Source organism: Butyrivibrio sp. AE2005 (assembly GCF_000686965.1).
In the GTDB taxonomy this organism is placed as follows: domain Bacteria; phylum Bacillota; class Clostridia; order Lachnospirales; family Lachnospiraceae; genus Butyrivibrio; species Butyrivibrio hungatei_A.
Window position 1 is genome coordinate 290,119 of record NZ_JMMD01000002.1, and the last position, 20,993, is coordinate 311,111.

Sequence of the window (20,993 nt, forward strand, 5' to 3'; positions counted from 1 at the left end):
TATGTATAAATCTGCTTTTATCTTTATATTCTCATCGCCGTTTTCATATCTTCGGGAAGTTCCGCTTCGAAAGAAAGCTTTTCTCCCGTTATAGGCTGCTCAAACTCAAGGTGGCAAGCGTGTAATGCCGCCCTTGTAAGTCCTTTGTTATCTTCAATCTCTTTTCCGTAAAGATTATCTCCAAGAAGCGGGTGCCCGAGGTATGACATATGGACTCTTATCTGGTGCGTTCTTCCGGTATCGAGCTTAAGGCGTACCAATGAAAAATCATTAAACTCTTTTTCAACCTTATAATGAGTTATCGCTCTCTTACCGTCATCTCGGACTTCTCTTATCATCCTTTGGCCGGGGATTCTCTCAATCGGAGCATCTACCGTTCCTTCTTTTTCATCAAAGATTCCGTTGCACAGAGCTAAGTACTCTTTTCTGCGTGACATATTCTCATTCTTACGCGAAAGAATCGACGCACTGTGCCTGTTCTTTGCAAAAATAATAAGTCCCGACGTTTCCCTGTCGAGCCTTCCTATCACACGCATAACATGCTCCTGCCCCGTTCTTACATAGTATCCGGCAAGCGCATTGCTGAGTGAATCCTTGTAATGAGCATACGAAGGATGCACAACCTGATCTCCTTTTTTATTTAATAAGATAAGATCTTCATCCTCATAAACAACATCTACCGGCTCGTCACTCGGCACAATTTCAGAGCTATTCTCTATATCTTCATACAACCTTACTGTAAGTACGTCACCCGGCATAAGCTCTGAGATAATTCTAATCGGCATTCCCTTGCACATAACACCGTCATCAAATTGTTTGCACCTGCTGACCTCCCTGCTTGAGAGCATGAGACGCTCTCTCATGATTTCTCCGGCAGTCAGCTTTCCGTCCGTTTCTGTTACTGTATATTCAATTTCTCTATATTCTTTACCCATAGTGGGTATTCTATTAAAAAAAAGTGCGGGTGTCAAAATCACCCGCACTGAATAATCATTATGAAGTTTTTTAATAAATAGAAACATCAGAAATCTTTCTTGTCACGCATACGCTCAATGGCATCCATTGCAAGGCGGCTACGTTCACACTCTGAAGCAGACAAAGAAATCTGCCAGCAAAAAGGGCTTCCTTTCATATGTTCACTTGCGTAAGATAAACCATTTGTCCGCTCATCGAGGAACGGTCTGTCTATCTGATTCGGATCGCCGAGAAGAATAATCTTGGTGTCCTTACCAGCTCTCGTGATGATACCTTTGGCCTGCGTAGGCGTCATATTCTGGGCTTCGTCTATTATAAGATATGTTTTCAGAATCGATCTTCCTCTTATGAAATTCAAAGCCTCACACTGAATGATGCCTCGTTCAAAGACTTCGTCCGTTTTGTCAGTCAGTTCTTTTTCATCCTTATAGCGTTCTTCCTCGTTGGAATCGATAAGCTGCTCCAGATTGTCGATTATGGGGCGCATAAGGGGTGAAATCTTCTCCTGCTCGTCTCCGGGCAAAAAACCTATATCATCGTCAAACTGCGAATTTGGTCTGCACACAAGGATTCTTCTGTACTCGCCAGTTGGTCTGTTGAGCATCTTCTCGAGCCCGACTGCAAGTGAATAGAACGTCTTGGCAGTTCCCGCCATTCCTTTGACAATAACAAGCGGTGCGATCTCAGCAGGCTGCATAAGCGCCTCCTGAAGGAAATACTGACCTGCATTTCTTGGCTTAACGCCGTAGGGTTGACTCTTTTCATAATCAAGCTTTTTAATAAAGCCCTTTGAGACTCTGCCCATCTGAGTTTTGTTATTGGACTGATCCGCCCTTACAACAACAAACTCATTCTCATAGAGCTCCGGTGTAAACTGCTTTCCGTCTGCATCGCAGCAATAAACCTTATCGACCGGAATGCCCTTTTTCTTAAACTCTTTAAAAGCATCCTCTGGAGCGTACACATCTACTCGTCCGCTGTACTGCTCACCGCCTCCCGCAACCTGCTCAGTTGTAAAGTCCTCCGACCTCATATCGAGTATCTGAGCCTTTATCCTCATGAGAATGTCCTTGGTTACAAGAATTACCTGCTCTTTCCTACTTTCCGAAAGCCCCTTACATACTTTCAGAATTCGGTTGTCGGATTTGTGCTCCGACAGATCCTTGGGAAGCTCCACATCCTTGAAGTTCTTTTCAACTCTCAGAACTCCACCGTTATCGAGCTTAACCCCTGCAACAAGATCGCCTTTACCCCGAATTTGCTCGAGGATCTTGATTGCCTCTCGTACATTAGCTCCTCTCTCGCCCTCGTCACGCTTGTGGGCGTCAAGTTCTTCTAAGACTACCAGTGGAAGAACGACCTCGTTATCCTCAAAGCACTTCAAGGCGTGTGGTGCCTGAATCAAAACATTGGTGTCCAGTACGTAGATCTTCTTCATACGGAGCCCTCCCCATATTATATTTTTGATACATGACTGTTCATGCCGAAAGTTTCTATAATAATTGTGTCGGCATCTGTATCATGAATTAATTATACCACATCTTGTGTTTGCGTTATCTTTTTTATTATAAAGCACACTATATATTGTCAATTTTATATCAATCAATAAGACAAAAAACTTATAACTCCTATCCGAAATTTTCAATTAAAAAGATGTCCGGCACTTGCTTTTCGTAATCAATACCTAAGCAAAAACCAAACATCTTTTTTAGCAATACAGATTGTAATATTTTTTACAGCTCTGCCGCTCTGGCAAGGGCATCATCTATATGTGGTCTGAAATTCTCACGTCCTACAAGATCTACGAATCCGTCTTTTTCCATAGTGCTCATAGGCTGCTCGTTCACGTGTGAGAATACAAGAGTTACATTGTTCTTCTTGCATCTGTTGTAGAGTTCTTCAAAAGAGTGCATAGCTGTCGCATCGATAGCCGGAACACCTCTCATACGGATAACAAGAACTCTTGTGAATTCCTTGAATCCTATTGCCGCAATCTGCTCGGCATCACCGAAGAACATAGGTCCGCTTATCTCATACACACGAACGTGCTTAGGAATATCTCTAAGGCCTGTTCCGTCCGGATCATCCTCGGGATCATAGTACTTCCAGCCTTTGACCCTTGATTCTTCGCTCATTCTCTTCATAAAAAGAACGCAAGCCGCAACCATACCGATCTCAATAGCAACAACAAGGTCAAATACGATCGTAAGCACAAAAGTCATTACAAGTACAAGGATATCGCTCTTGGGCGCTGTCTTACACAAATGTACGAAAGTTCTCCACTGGCACATATTATATGCAACCATGAAAAGAATTGCCGCAATTGTCGGCATAGGAATAAGTGCCGCAAAAGGCATAAGAACAACAAGTACAAGAACAAGGCATATTGAGTGAATCATACCTGCAATAGGAGTTCTTCCACCGTTCTTGATATTTGCAGCGGTACGTGCGATAGCACCTGTAGCAGGGATTCCGCCGAATAAAGCAGAACCGATATTACCTACACCCTGTGCAACAAGTTCCATGTTTGATCTGTGCCTGGAATCAATCATGCTGTCTGCAACAACACAGGACAAAAGAGATTCGATAGCTGCAAGGATCGCGATGGTAAAGCCATCTCCTGCAACTTCTCTAAGTGTCTTATAACTGAAAGCCGGAAATCTGAATGCAGGGAGCTGTCCCTTTATCTCATAAAGATCGCCGATAGTATTAACATTCATATTAAGGAGTTTAACCATAAGAATACCGACAATAACCGCAATGAGCGATCCGGGTATCTTCTTATTTATCTTAGGCCAGACAATCTGGATAACAAGACATATTACACCGACAATAAGAGCGCTGTAATTTATCGTAGAAATATTTTTTCCGATTGCCTCAAGCTTCTCTACTGTCTCAACCGTTGTGGTTCCTGCCGGATAAGTAAGGCCCAAAAAGTCCTTAATCTGGCCGACAAAAATAGTTACAGCAATACCTGCCGTAAATCCTGTAGTGATGGTATAAGGAATAAATTTGATAAGTGATCCGAGTTTGAATACACCCATTAAAACAAGAATAACACCTGCAAATATCGTAGCAAGCGCAAGTCCTTCCATTCCCTTACTTGCAACAATTCCTGCAACTATAGTAGCAAAAGCTGCAGTAGGTCCTGCAATCTGTACTCTGCTTCCACCGAGGAACGAGATGATAAATCCCGCTACTATTGCGGTATAGAGTCCCTCTTCAGGTCCCACACCCGATGCAAGTGCAAGCGCGATTGAGAGCGGAAGTGCAATAATCGCAACAATGATTCCTGAAATCAGGTCCTGTGAGAACTGCTTGCCATTATACCCTTTAATAACGGTAAACAGCATGGGTTTTAGTCTTTCGTTTTCCATAATAATCTCCCTTGAATAAGATACTTTGTGCTCTGTAATTGGGATTCTCACTAAACTCGCTGCCGCTCGTTAAGTGTTCACCCATGGCTCGCACTAAGCTCGAAAAAACCTCGCTAAGTGCTCTGCACAAAAAACGTCGCCCCGGAATACCGAGGCGGCGTTTCATATTATAACACGTATTCTATTACTTGTTAACTTTTGCGTGCATAAAGAACTTAAATCCAAGAGGACTTGAGTAGAATCCGCTTACACTGTCATCTACCATGTAGATATCTGTGTAGAAGTAGATAGGGCAGATGCATCCTGTTGACATAAGGAGATCTTCTGCTCTGTGCATAAGCTCATAACGAGTCTTAGTATCTGTGCACTCTTTAATATCCTTAATTACAACATCATAAGTCTCAGCCCATGTTCCGTTCTCAACCTTTGTCTCATATCCAAGGTCTGTAAGGTCAATGCTGTATGCCTTAACATCAGCGTTAGCACCCTTACCATACTGAACGTCGTTGTTACCTGATCCTGATGTCCACATATCAAGGAATGAAATAGGATCATTGTAATCACCGAGCCAACCGTGACGTGCTACATAGTAATCACCCTTTTTACGAGTCTCAACGCAAGTTGCAAACTCCTGGTTCTCGAGGTTCATTGTAATACCGATACCTGCAAGTGTAGACTGAACAGCTTCTGCAATAGCCTTGTGTCCTTCACTTGTGTTGTAGAGGTACATGATTGTAGGAACATCTGTGAACTTCTGTGTAGCTTCATCAAATGTGTAATACTTCTTAAGTGTTGTGAGAGCCTTCTCCCAGTTTGCTTCATAAGCATCTTCTTTTACATCATAGTATCCAACATAGCTGGGATCAGGACCTGCGTTCTCATAGAACTGTGATCCGTCAGCATCTGTAAGACCCATAGCAACGAATGAAGAAGCGGGAACCTGTCCACCCTTTGCTACGTCATTTACGATGTAGTTTCTGTCGATAAGAAGAGCAAATGCATTACGGATTTCTTCCTCTGCTCTTATCTTCTCAACGCCTGTAAGCTTGCTTGACTTAGGAAGGAGATTCTTGTTGATATTCCAGCAAATGAAATATGTTCCAAGCTGACCTTCTACCTTGAACTCTGTGGGATAGTTCTCTTTGAGGTTAGGGATTTCGTTTGTAGGAACATCATCGATGAACTCCCATGATCCGTTCTCAAAGTTAGCAAGCATGTTGTTCTGATCATCAGAAAGATAGAAATTAATCTCATTAATTGTTATATCAGCTGCGTCAACAAAATCATCTCTCTTAGTTACCTTGATAACTGAGTTGTGCTGCCAATCGCTGATTGTGTAAGGTCCGTTGCAGATGTATCCGCTTGGTTCTGCAGCCCAGCTCTCATTTGATACAACGTCCTCACGAACAGGCATGTATGCAGGGAAAGCAAGAAGCTCGTTCCAGTAAGGAACATCGTTCTTAAGTGTAACAACGATAGTCTTATCATCGGGTGCTTCAACTTTAAGTTTCTCATCACCCTTTGCATTGTCAGCCCACATCTCGTCGTAACCTACGATTACATCGAACATGTAGCAATAGTCAGCAGCAAGTTCTGTTCCTGCAGCACGGTTCCATGAATATACGAAATCTCCTGCTGTCAAATCCTTACCATCTGACCACTTAAGGCCATCTCTAAGCTTGTATGTGTATGTAACAGTTCCGTCGTCGTTCTTAACGCCTTCTGTAAATCCTTCTATACAATCAGGCTGAAGCTCAGCTTTTCCGTTAGCATCAGCGCCCCATTTTGCAAGGCCTGAGAAAAGATGGCTGATTACTGTTGCGCCATCAACTGTAGAGTTGATTGCCGGATCGAGTGACTGAGGCTCTGAGCCGATACAAACATTGATAATACCTGAATTTTTTTCTTCAGCAGGCTTTGCTGCTGATGTTTCCTGCGCTGCTGAATCTGCAGCTGCCTGTGATCCTGCTTCATTTGCGGCGTCAGATGATTTTCCGCAAGCAGCGAGGCTCAGTAACATGCTGGAAGCAAGAAGTACTGAGAGCAATTTCTTTTTCATAATTTTCCTCCTTCTGAATTATGAATGTAATATATCATTTAGTTGGCGTCTTCTACATGATGACACGCAACAAAGTGACCTTTGCTAACTTCCTTAAATTCAGGCATACTCTCTGCACAATCTGCTTTTGCATAAGGGCATCTGGTACGGAAAGGACATCCTGAAGGAGCATTGAGAGGACTTGGGATATCACCCGAAAGTACAATTCTCTGGTTTGCTCTTGCAATCTTAGGATCCGGAATAGGAACCGCGGAAAGAAGAGACTTACTGTATGGATGAAGCGGATGCAAATAGATTTCATCAGCATCTGCAAGCTCAACCATCTTACCGAGGTACATAACCGCTATTCTATCGCTAATATGTCTTACAACCAAGAGGTCATGAGCGATAAACAAGTATGTAAGTCCAAGTTTATCCTGAAGCTCATCAAACATATTTATAACCTGTGCCTGGATTGAAACGTCCAGAGCTGATACAGGCTCATCGCAGACTATAAACTCAGGGTTTACGGAAAGAGATCTTGCAATACCAATTCTCTGTCTCTGTCCGCCCGAGAACTCATGCGCATATCTTGAAGCATGCTCACTGTTAAGACCTACATAGCTCATAAGCTCAAGAATACGCTCTCTTCTCTCTTCCTTTGTAGAATAAAGCTTGTGAATATCAAGAGGCTCTCCGATAATATCGGAAACAGTCATTCTGGGATTCAATGAAGAATATGGATCCTGGAATACCATTGTTGCCTTTTTTCTGAATTCCTTGATATCACTCTTTGTCTTAATTAGCTTACCGTCGTACCAGATTTCTCCGGCTGTAGGCTTATATAAGTTTAATATTGTTCTTCCTACTGTAGTCTTACCGCATCCGGACTCACCTACAAGTCCGAGTGTTTCACCCTTCTTTATTGTAAATGAAACATCATCAACAGCTTTTAAATACTTTGATTTAAAAAATCCTACATTAATATTAAAGTACTCTTTTAAATGTTTTATTTCAACGAGATTTTTTTCATTATTAATATTTTCGCTCACTGTGGTTCACCGCCTTCCATCTGCTTCTTAACATTCATCCAGCAACATGCTGCATGATCATCATTGATCTGCATACGTTCTGCTCTCTCACGAAGACAGATTTTCATAGCAGCGTCACATCTAGGTGCAAAAGGACATCCTTTAGGCATATTGAGAAGGTCGATAGGTGTACCTGTGATAGGCTCTAACTTCTTGCCTTCCTTTCCCTCTGTAGGGATTGAGCGAAGTAACCCTTTTGTATATTCATGGCGGGGATTGTAGAATATCTCATCTGCTGTACCCTGCTCACATATTGATCCTGCATACATTACAATAACTTCATCACACATCTGTGCAACAACACCAAGGTCATGTGTGATCATGATAATAGCCATTCCGAGCTCTTTCTGAAGTGACTTCATAAGATCAAGGATCTGAGCCTGAATTGTTACATCAAGAGCTGTTGTAGGCTCGTCAGCGATAAGAATGTCGGGTTCGCACGCAAGTGCCATAGCGATCATAACACGCTGTCTCATTCCGCCCGAAAACTCATACGGATACTGATTCATTCTCTTCTCAGGTTCGTTTACATTAACGAGCTTGAGCATCTCGATAGCACGCTCTTTAGCCTGCTCTCTGTTTCTGTCAGTATGGAGAAGAATTGCCTCCATAAGCTGATGACCGATTGTATATGTAGGATTAAGTGATGTCATGGGATCCTGGAAAATAATTGAAACCTTATTTCCACGAACAGTCTTCATGACTTTCTCACCTGAACCAACAAGTTCCTGTCCGTCAAGCTTTATTGAGCCTGAAACAATTTTGCCGGCTCCTGCAAGAATCTGCATGATTGAATATGCCGTTACAGATTTTCCGGAACCTGACTCTCCTACTATTCCGAGGACTTTTCCTCTGTCTAAATAAAATGATACGCCATTAACTGCCTTAACCTCTCCGGCGTCGGTAAAAAATGAGGTATGCAGATCTTTAACTTCTAATAAACTCATCTTTTAAAATCTCCACATAATATTGTCTACTGTAAAAAACTTTGTCACATCAAGTATCAAGCTTAGGATCGAACGCATCGCGAAGTCCGTCACCGAAAAGATTGAGAGACAAAACGATGAGTGAAATAACAAGCGCAGGGAATACCAATCTGTAAGGATATGAATTGATTCCGTTAAGCGCATCTGAAGCAAGTGATCCCAATGAAGGCATGGGAGCATTTACGCCAAGTCCCAGAAATGAAAGATAACTCTCTGTAAATATCGCACTGGGAATCTGAAGTGCTGTTGATATAATTATAACCGAAAAACAGTTAGGAATGAGATGTTTTAAGATAATCCACTTTCCTTTTGCTCCGGCTGCCTGTGAAGCAAGTACATATTCCTGCTCTCTGAGAGACAAGATCTGTCCTCTGATAAGTCTTGCCATTGATACCCAGTAAAGTACACCAAAGACAAGGAACAAGCTTATGATGTTGGAACCAATCTTGGAAAGCACAGTTCCATCAAGTGCTCCCTCAAGAACAACCTTAAGTACCGATGAAAGAAGGATAACCATCAGCATGTCAGGAAGTGAATAAATAATATCGACAATTCTCATGATGATAAGGTCGACTTTGCCGCCGGCATAACCTGCCACAGCTCCGATAGTCATACCTATTATAAGAACGATAATACTTGCAAAAAATCCAACAGCAAGAGAAATACGTGTTCCGTAAACTACTCTTATGAAATAGTCACGTCCCTGAGCATCTGTTCCGAAAATATGAGGAACAACGCTCTCTCCTTTTTCAATTCTCTTAAGTTCTGCCTTACCATATTCAAACGGTGCAAGATCGTTGAATGTGTTATCAACCGGCTTACCGGGAATAACTCCGAGAGCCTGATCGTATGAATAAGGCCAAAACATAGGAACGAAAATTGCTGCCAATGTAATTAATACTATTATAAAGAAACAAACAGTTGCGACCTTGTTTTTAAGAAGTCTCTTAACACTATCCTTAAAAAATGTTGATGAAGGGCGCATCTGCACCATATATTCTTTTTCTTCTTCGGTTGCAGGAATGAAATCATCCATATTAACCTGTGCGCTTAATATCTTATTATCCATGTCTGAAATATCTCCAATCATTCTAATGTAATACGAGGATCGACAATCTTATACATAATATCGCCGATAAGGTTCATTATTACGATAAGTGTAGCAAGTACAATCGTTGTTCCCATAACGAGCGGATAATCACGACCCGTGATGCTGTTTACGAAAGCTCTTCCGATTCCGGGAACAGCAAAGATCTGCTCCACTACAAGTGAACCTGTTACGATGTATGCAAGCATAGGTCCAAAATATGTGATGACTGGAATAAGCGAATTTTTCAGCGCATGTCCAAAGATTATCTTGACGCCTGAAACGCCCTTGGCCTTAGCAGTTCTGATATAGTCCTGACCAAGAACTTCAAGCATTGACGATCTTGTAAGTCTTGTTATATAAGCCATCGGATAAAGCGACAACGTGATTATAGGAAGAATAAGTCCGTTCTTCTGTGCTCCGTTAGCCGGCAACCATCCAAGCTTGGTAGAAAATACAACAAGTAACAAAGATCCCATAATGAATGATGGCATTGATACAAATGCCGTTGTGATTACCATGATTATCCTGTCGATAATCTTGTTTCTTCTAAGAGCTGCTATAGCGCCAAATACAACACCAAAAGCAAGTGCAATGAATGCTGCTATAACACCAAGCTTGATAGAAGTTTTCATTCCATCAAAGATCATGTCTGTTACATAACGACCTCTGCTCTTAAGTGAAGGACCAAAATCTAATCTTGTGATATCCTTAAGATAAGTAAAATACTGTTCGCTAAGAGGCTTATCCAAACCATACTTAGCTTCCATAGCCGCCTGAACCGCCGGGGTTACGGCTTTCTCTCCCACGAAGGGGCCACCGGGAACTGCATGCATTACAAAAAATGTAACTGTTATAACCACCCATACTGTAACAACTGCAAGCAAAATCCTCTTTAGAATGTACATCAGTGTCTTTGTGTTCATAATTCTCCAACCTGTCTCTCTAATTAAATATAAATGTAAAAATTGTTATCAAGATGTTTCGTTCATAACATTAGCACTGCACCACGTTAAATCACAAAAAAAAATACAATGACATACTTGCCCGTACGCCATTGTATCGTTCTATCACCTTGATATACACGTATTTATGTAAATAATACGTGCAAGCAAAAATTATGATAAATAAATACAAAACTTATGTCAAGTAGATTGATTAAATTCGCTCAAAAGTATATGAAAGTGATTAATATATATCAATCATCTGTGACAAAAAAACATCTGTCCGCAATACACGGACAGATTTAACGTTTTTGTATTTATGTAAACCTTAAATCATGCGAAAAGCATCATAGATTTGCGCTCTTCGTCATCCTGCTGCTTCTTCTGAAGCGTTGTCTTGTAAGCATCCAGCGCCTGCTTTGTCTTAAGCTGCTGGTAAGCATCCACGCTGTTTTTCTCCTCTTTGTCCATCTGGAAACCATCAAGTTCCAACGCAGCATGAGAATTATATGAAAGAGAATACTCAACTCCGTTTGTCTTAGCTCCTGCTCCGGTTCTTGAATCCGAAAGCTTATCAAGAGCCTTGTCCACATCTTTAAGGTCAAAATCCTTGGTAACATCAAAGTCCTTTATACCAAGGGATTCAAGTGTCATATTGTAGCCTGATATAGTCTCGGATGATCCGTTTGCATCAGATGCAACCGTCATATCCTTAGCTGTTCCGTCTAATAGTTTCTTCTCGTTGTACGTGGTATTGTTTGCAATATCTTCAATACCTTTTTTGTACTGATCGATCTGATCCTGAATGGATTTCTTGTCACTGTCCGACATCGTTCCGTTCATTGCCTTTACAGACAATTCCCTGATTGACTGTAGATACCCGGTAACTTCTCCCATAGCGCCGTCTTCGACCTTAAGTGCCGATCTGGCTGATGTGAGATTCTCAGAACCCGCTTCGAGTCCACCCACCTGCTGTTTGGTTCTCTCCTGCATTGCAAGTTCTGACGCCCCTTGAGCAGCCCTGACATAGGTTCCGCCATTAGCAATAACAGAGTATGGCGAATAACCCGATCCGCTGACAGATGATACGCTACTCATATAAACCTCCTTTTATAAGTGCAAAAAAACAATTTCCTGAACATATAGTAGCATTATCGTAAAAAAAATCTATACAATTTCGATGACAAATTCGTAAAAATGAAACAGAATTACCGAAATTTCCAATCAAAATTGAAATAATGATTTCAAAAAAGGTAAAAACCCCGATGGATACTGGCTTAGAAATTTTTTCAAAAAAAGTCGGATTTTTTCACTTTTTGAACACAATTTTAGTATATAGTTATTATTAAGTTAGTGATGTAAGTTTGCTCTAATCTGTAGAGCTAATCACTATCTCCCCCTCATAAGAAAATCGCAGGCACTCACGTCCCCCCGTGGGTGTTTTTGCGTGTTAGGGATATTTTTTATACAAATTAAAAAATTAAGCTTGCGACCGGTTAAATAAACCGCCGCAAGCTCTTTTTCTTTTTACTGATCATTATTACTTGTCGCCATATTTTTCATAAAGGTCTTTGAACTCGTTCATCTCTTCCGGTGAAAAATTCTTTGCCGCATATTCAACGAGTCCTGCCTGATCATTCTTATTCACGTATTCCATGACATCTGTCATAGTTTCGGCGTCCATGTGCTCCGCAACTATCTCGCTCACCTTCTCTTTATCTTCTTCAGACATTGATTCCAGTGCTTCTTTTACCTTGGGATTCTTTCCCGCAATTTTCTCAACATTGTCATACATGATCTCAACTGCCTTATCTGCTGCCGCTTTCTTGGCCTTCTTAACAAGCTTCGGAAGTGCAACCTTGATAAACATCATCAAAACAAGGCAAACAACCATCAGTGTAAAGATAAACTTTCCGAAAACAAATCTGTTTCTGTCTCTCGGAATGTAAGTGTTTTTCTTTCCTCTTCCCATATCTTCTTTATTCCTGTCTATATCCCTGTAGCGATCGATATCTCCGACTTCTTTTCTATAGCTGCCGCGATTTCTGTACATATCAGGATCTTCATCATCATAACGGTCTCTGTCATAATCATCATCCCTGTAACGATCCCTGCCATCGCCATCGTAGTCGTCTCTGTAGCCGTCTCCGTCTCTATAGTCGTCGCGATAGTCATCTCTGTAATCGTCTCTGTCCCTATAGTCATCCCTGTCTCTATAGTCGTCGCGGTAATCATCTCTGTAGCCGTCGTCTCTATAGTCATCACGGTAGTCATCTCTGTATCTGTCATCATCGCGATATCTGTCGCTGAAATCATCGCTGTATTCATTGAATTCATCTTCATATCGCTCTATTTCTCTATATTCATCGCCTCCTCCGTATCCGTCCCGGTCTCTGGGGATATGCGCATCTCTTCTGTTTAGATTATTTCCTGACATTTTTATTTTACTCCAATACTTATTTAATAATACGTTATATATCTTTTAGAGTTCTGACACAATTTGGCAACAGTTGGGCTGTATCATAAAAACTGTCAGAAGAACATACCTTCTGAACCCCCAACAATACTTTTTTTCATACACGGGTTGCCGGTTTCCCCACCAGCAACCCCTCCTCCCAAAAACAATGCGTCTTTCGGATTCGAAGGCGCTTTTTTATTTGATAGGAAATCCCTATCAAATAAAAAGCTCTCCATTTGTGTGAGTTCTCTAAATTATGACTTAAATAATGTTGATAAAATCCCTCTTCCGAGGCTGGCACCAAGGTTTCCGCCGAGAGTCTTTCCGAATTTTCCGAACTTTCCTCCGACAGTCTTGCCAACTTCTCTTCCGACCGTTCCAACTACTGAATTTCCTATTGTCTTAGCCGTCTGTTTTCTCTTTCTTTCAGCAGCGGCTTCTTCTTTTTCTTTCTTCTTTGCTGCAGCAGCGTCCTCTTTTTCTTTTGCCTTAGCTGCTTCAGCTTCAGCCTTTAACTTGGCAGCCTCTTCCGCATCGGCGATTCCCTTACGCTCAAGGAACTCATACGCAGAATCGGGATCTTCGGGCTCATAATACTTGCTGTACAAAATGCTACCCTTGATTTCTTTTTCCCTGACCGAATCATCGATTCCGCCAAACTTACTCTGCGGCGGAAGAATCTTTACCCTCTCGCATACGGTAGGAGTTCCGTCCTCTGCAAGGAACGAACATACCGCTTCTCCCGTTCCGAGCTCCTGGATAACATCCTCAGTCTTAAACTCCGGATTCTCCCTGAACGAATCGGCTGCTGCCTTCACTGCCTTCATATCGGCAGGCGTATATGCGTGAAGTGCATGCTGTATCTTATTTCCAAGCTGTGCAAGAACACCGTCCGGAATATCCCTCGGGTTCTGCGTTACAAAATAGATACCGACTCCCTTGGAACGAATGAGCTTAACCACCTGCTCAATCTTATCCATCAGAGGCTTTGGCGTGTCTGCAAACAAAAGGTGCGCCTCGTCAAAAAAGAACACCATCTTAGGCTTATCAAGGTCACCAACTTCGGGAAGCGTTTCAAAAAGCTCCGAAAGCATCCACAGAAGGAACGTCGCGTACAAAGTGCCGTTGTTTATAAGGCTTGTGCTGTCAAGAATGTTGATCGTTCCTTTGCCGTCGCTTCCTGTTGTGAACCAGTCCCTTATATTAAGTGCGGGTTCGAAAAAGAACTTGTCGCCCCCTACAATCTCAAGCGATACCACCGCTCTTACGATAGCAGCCACGGAAACCTTACTGATATTGCCGTAGTCAGCCGCAAACTCCTTGTTATTATCGGAGATGTAGTTGAGCATTGCCTTTAAGTCCTTGGTATCGATAAGCAGAAGGTTGTTGTCATCCGCAATCTTAAATGCAATCGAGAGAATATCTCTCTGAAGGTCGTTAAGCCCCAATATTCTGGCCAAAAGAAGTGGTCCCATCTCTGAGATTGTCGTCCTAAGCGGTATTCCTTTTTCACCAAAAACATCCCAAAATGTCACAGGATACTTCTGATATTTAAAGCCCGCTTCAGCAAGTCCGAATTTTTGGATTCTCTTTTGCATATCTTCAGAATCCGCGCCCTCGCACACCATTCCGGAAAGGTCGCCCTTAACATCTGCAAGAAATACGGGAACTCCCATGTCGCTGAATGATTCCGCCAAAACTTTAAGCGTTACCGTTTTTCCCGTTCCCGTAGCACCGGCTACAAGTCCGTGCCTGTTAGCCATCTTGGGCAAAAGAAATACATTTTTTCCGTCTTCTGTGTTGGCGATCCAAATCTTTCCGTCTTTTAACATAGTCCCCTCCTCTTACATATTCAATTAATAGCAATTGGCCATTTTGGTTATTATAACACGATGGCACCTCAAGTCCAAATCCCTATTTCAAGCCTTCGGCTTCATGTTAATAAACAGAGCGGTATATCGTTTTTAATCTGATACATCGCTTGACACAAGAACGTTTGTTCTATATTATTATCTCATGGTAGGAAAAGAAAGAACTTACATCTGCATAGATCTCAAATCTTTCTACGCATCGGTTGAATGCGCGGAGAGAGGCCTTGATGTTATGACAACCCGCCTTGTTGTGGCAGATCCCGAGCGCTCCGACAAGACAATATGCCTTGCCGTATCACCGGCCATGAAAGCCCTCGGCGTCCACAACAGATGCCGTGTATTTGAGATACCCAAAAATATCGACTACATCATGGCCGTTCCCAGAATGCAGAAATACCTCGATTACTCCGCCGAAGTATACGCAATCTACCTTAAGTACATTTCCAAAGACGATATTCACGTCTACTCCGTCGACGAAGCGTTCATGGATGTCACGGAATACCTGAATCTCTACCATATGACCGCCAAGCAGCTCGGACGGCAGATAATGGATGACATAGACAAGAACTTAAAAATCCGCGCCACCTGCGGAATCGGAAGTAACCTCTTTCTGGCCAAGATAGCTCTTGATATCACAGCCAAACACTCCCCCGATTTTATCGGAGAACTTGATGAAAAGAGCTTTCGCGAGACCTTGTGGGATCACAGACCGCTCACCGACTTCTGGCGCATCGGAAAAGGTATCGCAAACCGCCTTGCCACATACGGAATGCTCACAATGAGAGACATTGCAAACGGCGACGAAAATCTTCTCTACAAACTTTTTGGCGTAAATGCCGAACTCCTTATAGACCACGCGTGGGGGCGCGAGCCGGTCACGATAAGCGACATCAGAGCCTACAGCTCTTCTTCCCATTCCCTCAGCCAGGGGCAGGTCCTTATGAGCGATTACACCTTTGATAAAGGACTTATCATAGCAAAAGAGATGATGGATGTGATGTGTCTTGATATGGTCGACAAAGGACTTGTCAGTAAATCTTTTTCCCTTATGGTCGGATATGCCAAAGGAACGCCAATTCCTTCAGCGAAAGGCACATTTTCACTCGATACCGAGACCAATGCATCAATGCTTCTGATTCCCGGAATCGCCGACCTCTACAAACAGATTGTCAATCCGCTGTATCTTGTCCGCAGAATGTACGTCGTTGCAAACAACGTCGTTCCCGAAGAATATACTCAATACTCCTTCTTCGTATCTCCCGCCGACCTCGAACGAGACAGACGCATGCAGAAGGCAGTTCTTGAGATAAAGAATAAATTCGGTAAAAACGCGATATTAAAGGGGCTCAACTTTGAAGAAGGCGCCACAACCAGGGACAGGAACAATCAGATTGGTGGCCACAAAGCGTAAGTTGAGGATTGAATCAAGTTTTCATCAGAGGATATATAAATGAGGCAAAAAATGTCCATGGATAAAAGAGCTGCTCAGTTCCTCCCTTTTCAGGCTGTTAAGGGACTTGATGAAGCTCTTTTGGCAAAAGAAAAAATAAAAGTACCAAAAATCGAGCTCTCCGACGAAATGGCCGAAGAACTCGATAAGAAAATGCACAACATCAAAAAGGGGTTAATTTTAACATGTGTCTACTTTAATAAAGGTGAATATCTTCAAGTAACAGGTATGGTCGCCCGCTTTGATGAGGTAGCAAGAACACTTCAGATTGTAAATACTAAGATAAAATTTGATGATATTCTTGATATTGAATTTGAAGAAAACAGCCCTCGTTATATGCCCTAGTCCACGCCACGACTCACCACGGATTTTCCAAGCCATTTCTTCTTATACCAATAGTACATAACAATCAGGCCTCTGATACATTCATCTGTTGCCGTTCCTATGAAGATTCCGGCAACGCCCAGCCCAAGCACGACTCCGACCGTATATCCTACAGTAAGACCAAGTCCCCAGTTACACAGAACTCCGGCTATAAACGGGAATATATAAGCTCCCGCCGCTTTTAGACTGCTGACAAATGTCATATTAAGGCAACGTCCCGTCTCAACAAATATGTCTACGATCATTATCGTCCTGCCAAGAGCGATTATATTGAGGTTATCCGTAAATATACGCAACGTATATCCGCAAAGAATCGCATTGATACATGCCAGTGCTATCGTGATCGGCATAGAAGTCTTAAGCGTTTTGAACACTCTTTTATATGCCTCTTCAGTCTTTCCCGCGCCTACCAGATGCCCGGTGATTATCTGCGTTGACATCGCAGAGGCATTCGAGAAGATCATCGCAAAGGAGATAAGCGTATTGCAATATGCCCTTGCATTAACCGCATCATTTCCCATCGCATTAATAAAGGAAAGAAGTGTTGTCTGATAAAGATTGTATGTAAGGTTCTCACCCGCAGAAGGAAGGCCTATCCTTATCATTTTTATAAGCAGTTTCATCGGAAACGGTATCAGATAGCGAAGTGAAATCCTTCCTGTTTTTGTCACATAGAAGAAAACAATAAGCGCTATCACAGATAAAAGCCTTGCCACCACTGTAGATATCGCCACACCGGCAACGCCCATATTCAAAAACTTAAACGGTCCGTACAGGAAGCAATAATTTCCGACAATGTTAACGATATTTATGCCAAACGTAACCCACATGCCTATCTTGGTATATCCGTTACAACGCAAAATCTGGAGCATAACATTGGACACTGCCATCAGAAAACCTGCGCCTCCGACAATATAGATATATGTCATCGAGAACGGACGCATCTCGGGCGACACATGAAGAAAATCCATAATAAACGGATTTGCGGCACAAAACACCGCACTGAGCCCGATTCCCAATACCAGATTTACAACAATCGAAAGCGTATATATCATGTTCATCCGGTCATACATCTTAGCACCGAGATACTGCGCAACAACTACACTTGTAGCCGTTGCAATGATGTTGAAAAGAATGATCATCATAAACATGATAGTGTTTGCGTTGCCAACCGCTCCGACAGCGAATTCATCAAAATGACTTAGCATGACAGTATCGACGTTGTGAAGCATTGTATTCAGCAAGAGCTCCAAGAACATGGGGCCCGCCAATACCAGAAGCGGTGTTTTTTCATCTATAACTGTATTTCCTGCTTTTTTCATCGAGCATCCTCTTCCATGTAAGCGATAATTTTTATGTTGTTGCTCCTATAACTTTGGAAATAAGACCGTTGCAACCATCAACAACGTCGTTCCATGTAGCATCAAAATTACCCGTATACCAGGGGTCTGCCACATCAGCGCTTCTTCCCGCAAAATCCAGCATCTTGTACACTTTGTTTTCAGGATCTCCGCCATATATCCTCTGCATATTTCTCATATTGGCGCTATCCATACCTATTATATAGTCGAACTTCTCATAGTCGCCGCGCACAGTCTGCCTGGCTCTCTTCTCACTAACACCAAGCTCATTATCAGAAGTTCCTATTCCATGCTCTCTAAGCTTAGCTCTCGCCGGCGGATACACGGGATTACCAACTCCGTGCCAGATCTCCTCTGTGCTTGTCGCTGCGGATTCGATGTAGAACTCATCTTCCAACCCGCGCTTTTTCACCATATCTTTTAATACAAACTCTGCCATAGGAGAACGGCATATGTTGCCGTGGCAGACGAATAGTATCTTAATCATTCCCTAAATCCTCATATTTCCTAGCATTCATGCTATTTTCAATTTTTTATAAGTCGGCATATCATTGCATATTTTAGCGTTATTTTGCAACCGGTAGGGTTAAAAACGGGGTTAAAAATTTTGAGTTTAACCCTTTCAGTTTAAAAAAAACATTTGCCGTTTCCCCATGGCAAAATGGATATAATAATTTAACCCTCAAATCATATTGCCTTTAAGGTTTTAAGCGAATTTAGCTCTCTTTGAGCATCCTCAAATCCAACATGAGTGTATGTATTTAATGTAACACTTATATCTGAATGCCCCATCAGATATTGAAGGGTCTTTGGATTCATTCCCGACTTTGCCATTTTACTGCAATAAGTATGCCTGCAGATATGCGGAGACACAAATGGTATCTGTATCTTGTAGATATGATTGTATTTATCGCGGATGTGCTTGAAATAATGATCCCAATGAAGCGAATATACAACGCTTCCATCCTTATCAAAATACAGAAATCCCGCTTTGCCATCTATCATAGGCTCAGGCTTTGGTGGTCGTCTGTTTGCTATTATTGTCTTAAAACACTCTTCCACCTCGGGAGTCATAGGAATCTTCCTTCGACCGCTCTCCGTCTTGGTCTCCTCAATATAATACCCTACATGAGCACCTTTTTGAAGTTGATGATCAATATTAACAGAATGATCCTCAAAGTCTATATCTGATAATGTAAGACCACAAAATTCAGATATTCTCAGTCCTGTATTAAACAGAATATAGATTCCTTCATAATACTTCTTGTAATGGTTATCTTCCTTGATAAACTTAAGAAACTTGCGCTCCTCTTCCCGAGATAAGGCATCTCGCCTTGTAGAATCATTTACAACAACATTGACCAGCTCAAAATCGAATGGATCCTTGCGGATAAGATCATCATCCATTGCAAGTTTAAAAGCAGGTCTGACAAGCCCCCTGATTGTATGAATCTGGGAATAGCTCTTACCTTTCTCCTTTTGAAGCTGAATAAGCCATAGCTTGGCATCTGACTTACGCACAAGATCAATTCTCTTCTTTCCAAAAGGGTCCTTTGCAAGAAAATTCAGAACTGTCTGATATCCGCGTCTTGTTGATATCCTAACGCCCACGCGGGTATTAACATACTTCTGAACCAACTCCAAGACCGTAAGGTCTCCTCCATTAGATACTATCTTATCAAAGCTGTCTGCATGGATTTTCTTCTCCATTTCACGAAGAGACTCCGTATACTTCTTGCCTTCAGGCGCCTTGTCATTCTTAGCAAGTCTCCAGCTATAAATTGTCTTACGATGGCCATCCCAAGATGTATATCTAAATCTGTATCGGCCATCCGGCATCTGATATTCTCCATCATGGAGAACTCTTCCTTTTTTATCATACCTTCTTTCTATTTTAATCAGCTCCTTCCAACAAAAACGGAGAAGCAGCATTTTTTTACGCTTCATCTATTGTACCTTTACAATAAAAAAAGCGCCAGAATGCCGCCCCTTATATAACTCCTGCATCATCAAGATACTCTTCAAATTTCCTGCGCTTTATTCTGACATGTGAGCCTATTTCTATCACATATTCCTCATTCAGGTTATCTGAAACAAGACTGCGAAGTCTCTTCTCTCCGATACCATAATAGGAAGCCGCTTCCTGTATACTAAGTGAATACTTTCGCCACACCGGCACTTCAATCTTTTCCATTTCTCTTTTTCCCCACTTTCAAATCCAACTGAATATTCAAAGCCTTAGCTATATCCCGACTCATAACGTTTTCGGGAAGTTTACCTATCCTCGCTATAAGCCTCTTCTTATCTATTGTCATAACCTGCTCTGCCATACAGGCTGATTCCATATCAAGCCCTGCAATTTTACCTAGCAGAACATGCGTAGGCATTCCCGCACTTTTATGAATCTTTGTTGTTATAGGCACAACAGAAACCGTCGGCGAATACCTATTTCCTTTATTGTTCTGAACGATAATTACCGGCCTCTCGCCTTTTTGTTCCGATCCGACACCTGCACCTAAGTCAGCAAGATATATCTCTCCACGCCTAACCATGACCACACTCTCCTTCCTTTTATGTAAAAAGAAGGCACCCACTGCCAGTACACAGCGGAATACCTTCTTAAAATCAAACAGTTATATGTTCCCCTATTTGCCCACGGCGCCCCGGAGAACGGGAAATCACTAAGCGGCTGCAGCACAGCTCCATAGGCTCAACCCTTCCTGCGGTTCTCGCAAGACCGCTCCCATTACGATGAGTTGTGGCTGAGCGGAAGTATCATTATACCCGCAGCTGTCATCGCCAGTGCCGGTGCTACCGACATTCCAGTGAGGCTATATCGCGCAAGGCGTACCTTTGGGGCTACATACTACAGGAACGTACTTAGTGAATGTATATTCTCTTGTCAAAGTACAGACAAGGGAAAATCCCTTCACTAATAACTACAGAAATAAGGGGAATAATAAGTCTATTT

General features: G+C 42.3%; 19 protein-coding genes. 2 read left to right on the forward strand and 17 right to left on the reverse strand.

Annotation, left to right across the window (positions count from 1 at the left end):
- Positions 1-23: 23 nt before the first annotated feature.
- From DL92_RS0103385 to DL92_RS0103440, 12 genes are all read right to left on the reverse strand, one after another.
- The gene (locus DL92_RS0103385) at positions 24-935 is read right to left on the reverse strand and encodes an RluA family pseudouridine synthase (RefSeq protein WP_034468388.1); all 912 of its coding nucleotides are present in this window, start codon (positions 933-935) and stop codon (positions 24-26) included.
- A gap of 86 nt (positions 936-1,021) precedes the next feature.
- On the reverse strand, positions 1,022-2,413 hold the full coding sequence (locus DL92_RS0103390) for a PhoH family protein (RefSeq protein ID WP_026654632.1): 1,392 nt from the start codon (positions 2,411-2,413) through the stop codon (positions 1,022-1,024).
- A 295-nt stretch (positions 2,414-2,708) separates the two neighbouring features.
- Complete coding sequence (locus tag DL92_RS0103395) at positions 2,709-4,352, reverse strand: SulP family inorganic anion transporter (RefSeq protein WP_026666896.1); 1,644 nt, start codon at positions 4,350-4,352, stop codon at positions 2,709-2,711.
- 184 nt (positions 4,353-4,536) lie between these two features.
- Entirely contained in the window at positions 4,537-6,411 is a 1,875-nt protein-coding gene (locus DL92_RS0103400) for a peptide ABC transporter substrate-binding protein (RefSeq protein WP_026654630.1), read from the reverse strand.
- 38 nt (positions 6,412-6,449) lie between these two features.
- Positions 6,450-7,442 (reverse strand): ABC transporter ATP-binding protein, encoded by a 993-nt coding sequence (locus tag DL92_RS0103405; RefSeq protein ID WP_026666897.1) that lies wholly within the window; start codon positions 7,440-7,442, stop codon positions 6,450-6,452.
- Positions 7,439-8,428 (reverse strand): ABC transporter ATP-binding protein, encoded by a 990-nt coding sequence (locus DL92_RS0103410; RefSeq protein ID WP_026666898.1) that lies wholly within the window; start codon positions 8,426-8,428, stop codon positions 7,439-7,441. Before DL92_RS0103410 ends, DL92_RS0103405 begins: the two co-directional genes overlap by 4 nt.
- Positions 8,429-8,477: 49 nt before the next feature.
- A complete protein-coding gene (locus DL92_RS0103415) occupies positions 8,478-9,536 on the reverse strand; it encodes an ABC transporter permease (RefSeq protein ID WP_026666899.1) in 1,059 nt (352 codons plus the stop codon).
- A 17-nt stretch (positions 9,537-9,553) separates the two neighbouring features.
- Complete coding sequence (locus DL92_RS0103420) at positions 9,554-10,480, reverse strand: ABC transporter permease (protein ID WP_026654626.1); 927 nt, start codon at positions 10,478-10,480, stop codon at positions 9,554-9,556.
- Between the two features lie 351 nt (positions 10,481-10,831).
- Complete coding sequence (locus DL92_RS0103425) at positions 10,832-11,596, reverse strand: flagellin (protein WP_026654625.1); 765 nt, start codon at positions 11,594-11,596, stop codon at positions 10,832-10,834.
- Between the two features lie 442 nt (positions 11,597-12,038).
- Entirely contained in the window at positions 12,039-12,935 is an 897-nt protein-coding gene (locus tag DL92_RS21225; protein ID WP_051199070.1) for a hypothetical protein, read from the reverse strand.
- Positions 12,936-13,030: 95 nt separating this feature from the next.
- The gene (locus tag DL92_RS20940) at positions 13,031-13,192 is read right to left on the reverse strand and encodes a hypothetical protein (protein WP_155840988.1); all 162 of its coding nucleotides are present in this window, start codon (positions 13,190-13,192) and stop codon (positions 13,031-13,033) included.
- Between the two features lie 18 nt (positions 13,193-13,210).
- On the reverse strand, positions 13,211-14,788 hold the full coding sequence (locus tag DL92_RS0103440; protein ID WP_026666900.1) for a helicase HerA-like domain-containing protein: 1,578 nt from the start codon (positions 14,786-14,788) through the stop codon (positions 13,211-13,213).
- 184 nt (positions 14,789-14,972) lie between these two features.
- Here DL92_RS0103440 and DL92_RS0103445 point away from each other — a divergent pair, with 184 nt between their 5' ends.
- Both DL92_RS0103445 and DL92_RS0103450 read left to right on the forward strand, forming a co-directional pair.
- The gene (locus DL92_RS0103445; protein ID WP_026666901.1) at positions 14,973-16,238 is read left to right on the forward strand and encodes a Y-family DNA polymerase; all 1,266 of its coding nucleotides are present in this window, start codon (positions 14,973-14,975) and stop codon (positions 16,236-16,238) included.
- Positions 16,239-16,277: 39 nt separating this feature from the next.
- Positions 16,278-16,622: a YolD-like family protein gene (locus DL92_RS0103450; protein ID WP_026654623.1), complete on the forward strand. Its 345-nt coding sequence runs from the start codon at positions 16,278-16,280 to the stop codon at positions 16,620-16,622.
- On the opposite strand, the gene DL92_RS0103455 is transcribed toward DL92_RS0103450, so the two are convergent.
- From DL92_RS0103455 to DL92_RS0103475, 5 genes are all read right to left on the reverse strand, one after another.
- Positions 16,619-17,983 carry an MATE family efflux transporter gene (locus tag DL92_RS0103455; protein ID WP_026666902.1) on the reverse strand — a complete coding sequence of 455 codons (1,365 nt, stop codon included), beginning with the start codon at positions 17,981-17,983 and terminating at the stop codon, positions 16,619-16,621. The two genes, DL92_RS0103450 and DL92_RS0103455, sit on opposite strands and share 4 nt — an antisense overlap.
- Before the next feature lie 31 nt (positions 17,984-18,014).
- Positions 18,015-18,509: a low molecular weight protein-tyrosine-phosphatase gene (locus DL92_RS0103460; RefSeq protein ID WP_026666903.1), complete on the reverse strand. Its 495-nt coding sequence runs from the start codon at positions 18,507-18,509 to the stop codon at positions 18,015-18,017.
- 200 nt (positions 18,510-18,709) lie between these two features.
- Complete coding sequence (locus tag DL92_RS0103465; protein ID WP_242845829.1) at positions 18,710-19,969, reverse strand: site-specific integrase; 1,260 nt, start codon at positions 19,967-19,969, stop codon at positions 18,710-18,712.
- Between the two features lie 43 nt (positions 19,970-20,012).
- Positions 20,013-20,216, reverse strand: a complete 204-nt coding sequence (locus DL92_RS0103470) for an excisionase (RefSeq protein ID WP_026666905.1) — start codon at positions 20,214-20,216, stop codon at positions 20,013-20,015.
- Entirely contained in the window at positions 20,203-20,574 is a 372-nt protein-coding gene (locus DL92_RS0103475; protein ID WP_026666906.1) for a type II toxin-antitoxin system PemK/MazF family toxin, read from the reverse strand. The genes DL92_RS0103470 and DL92_RS0103475 overlap by 14 nt, the downstream gene beginning before the upstream one ends.
- Positions 20,575-20,993 lie beyond the last annotated feature (419 nt).

Excerpts from the sequence above, each read along its gene's own strand:
- DL92_RS0103445 (WP_026666901.1), top strand. The coding sequence starts at position 14,973 with ATGGTAGGAAAAGAAAGAACTTACATCTGCATAGATCTCAAATCTTTC.
- DL92_RS21225 (WP_051199070.1), bottom strand. The coding sequence starts at position 12,935 with ATGTCAGGAAATAATCTAAACAGAAGAGATGCGCATATCCCCAGAGAC.
- DL92_RS0103385 (WP_034468388.1), bottom strand. The coding sequence starts at position 935 with ATGGGTAAAGAATATAGAGAAATTGAATATACAGTAACAGAAACGGAC.
- DL92_RS20940 (WP_155840988.1), bottom strand. The coding sequence starts at position 13,192 with ATGGAGAGCTTTTTATTTGATAGGGATTTCCTATCAAATAAAAAAGCG.
- DL92_RS0103440 (WP_026666900.1), bottom strand. The coding sequence starts at position 14,788 with ATGTTAAAAGACGGAAAGATTTGGATCGCCAACACAGAAGACGGAAAA.
- DL92_RS0103475 (WP_026666906.1), bottom strand. The coding sequence starts at position 20,574 with ATGGTTAGGCGTGGAGAGATATATCTTGCTGACTTAGGTGCAGGTGTC.
- DL92_RS0103425 (WP_026654625.1), bottom strand. The coding sequence starts at position 11,596 with ATGAGTAGCGTATCATCTGTCAGCGGATCGGGTTATTCGCCATACTCT.
- DL92_RS0103460 (WP_026666903.1), bottom strand. The coding sequence starts at position 18,509 with ATGATTAAGATACTATTCGTCTGCCACGGCAACATATGCCGTTCTCCT.
- DL92_RS0103395 (WP_026666896.1), bottom strand. The coding sequence starts at position 4,352 with ATGGAAAACGAAAGACTAAAACCCATGCTGTTTACCGTTATTAAAGGG.
- DL92_RS0103400 (WP_026654630.1), bottom strand. The coding sequence starts at position 6,411 with ATGAAAAAGAAATTGCTCTCAGTACTTCTTGCTTCCAGCATGTTACTG.
- DL92_RS0103455 (WP_026666902.1), bottom strand. The coding sequence starts at position 17,983 with ATGAAAAAAGCAGGAAATACAGTTATAGATGAAAAAACACCGCTTCTG.
- DL92_RS0103450 (WP_026654623.1), top strand. The coding sequence starts at position 16,278 with ATGAGGCAAAAAATGTCCATGGATAAAAGAGCTGCTCAGTTCCTCCCT.
- DL92_RS0103390 (WP_026654632.1), bottom strand. The coding sequence starts at position 2,413 with ATGAAGAAGATCTACGTACTGGACACCAATGTTTTGATTCAGGCACCA.
- DL92_RS0103415 (WP_026666899.1), bottom strand. The coding sequence starts at position 9,536 with ATGGATAATAAGATATTAAGCGCACAGGTTAATATGGATGATTTCATT.
- DL92_RS0103470 (WP_026666905.1), bottom strand. The coding sequence starts at position 20,216 with ATGGAAAAGATTGAAGTGCCGGTGTGGCGAAAGTATTCACTTAGTATA.
- DL92_RS0103410 (WP_026666898.1), bottom strand. The coding sequence starts at position 8,428 with ATGAGTTTATTAGAAGTTAAAGATCTGCATACCTCATTTTTTACCGAC.
- DL92_RS0103465 (WP_242845829.1), bottom strand. The coding sequence starts at position 19,969 with ATGAAGCGTAAAAAAATGCTGCTTCTCCGTTTTTGTTGGAAGGAGCTG.
- DL92_RS0103420 (WP_026654626.1), bottom strand. The coding sequence starts at position 10,480 with ATGAACACAAAGACACTGATGTACATTCTAAAGAGGATTTTGCTTGCA.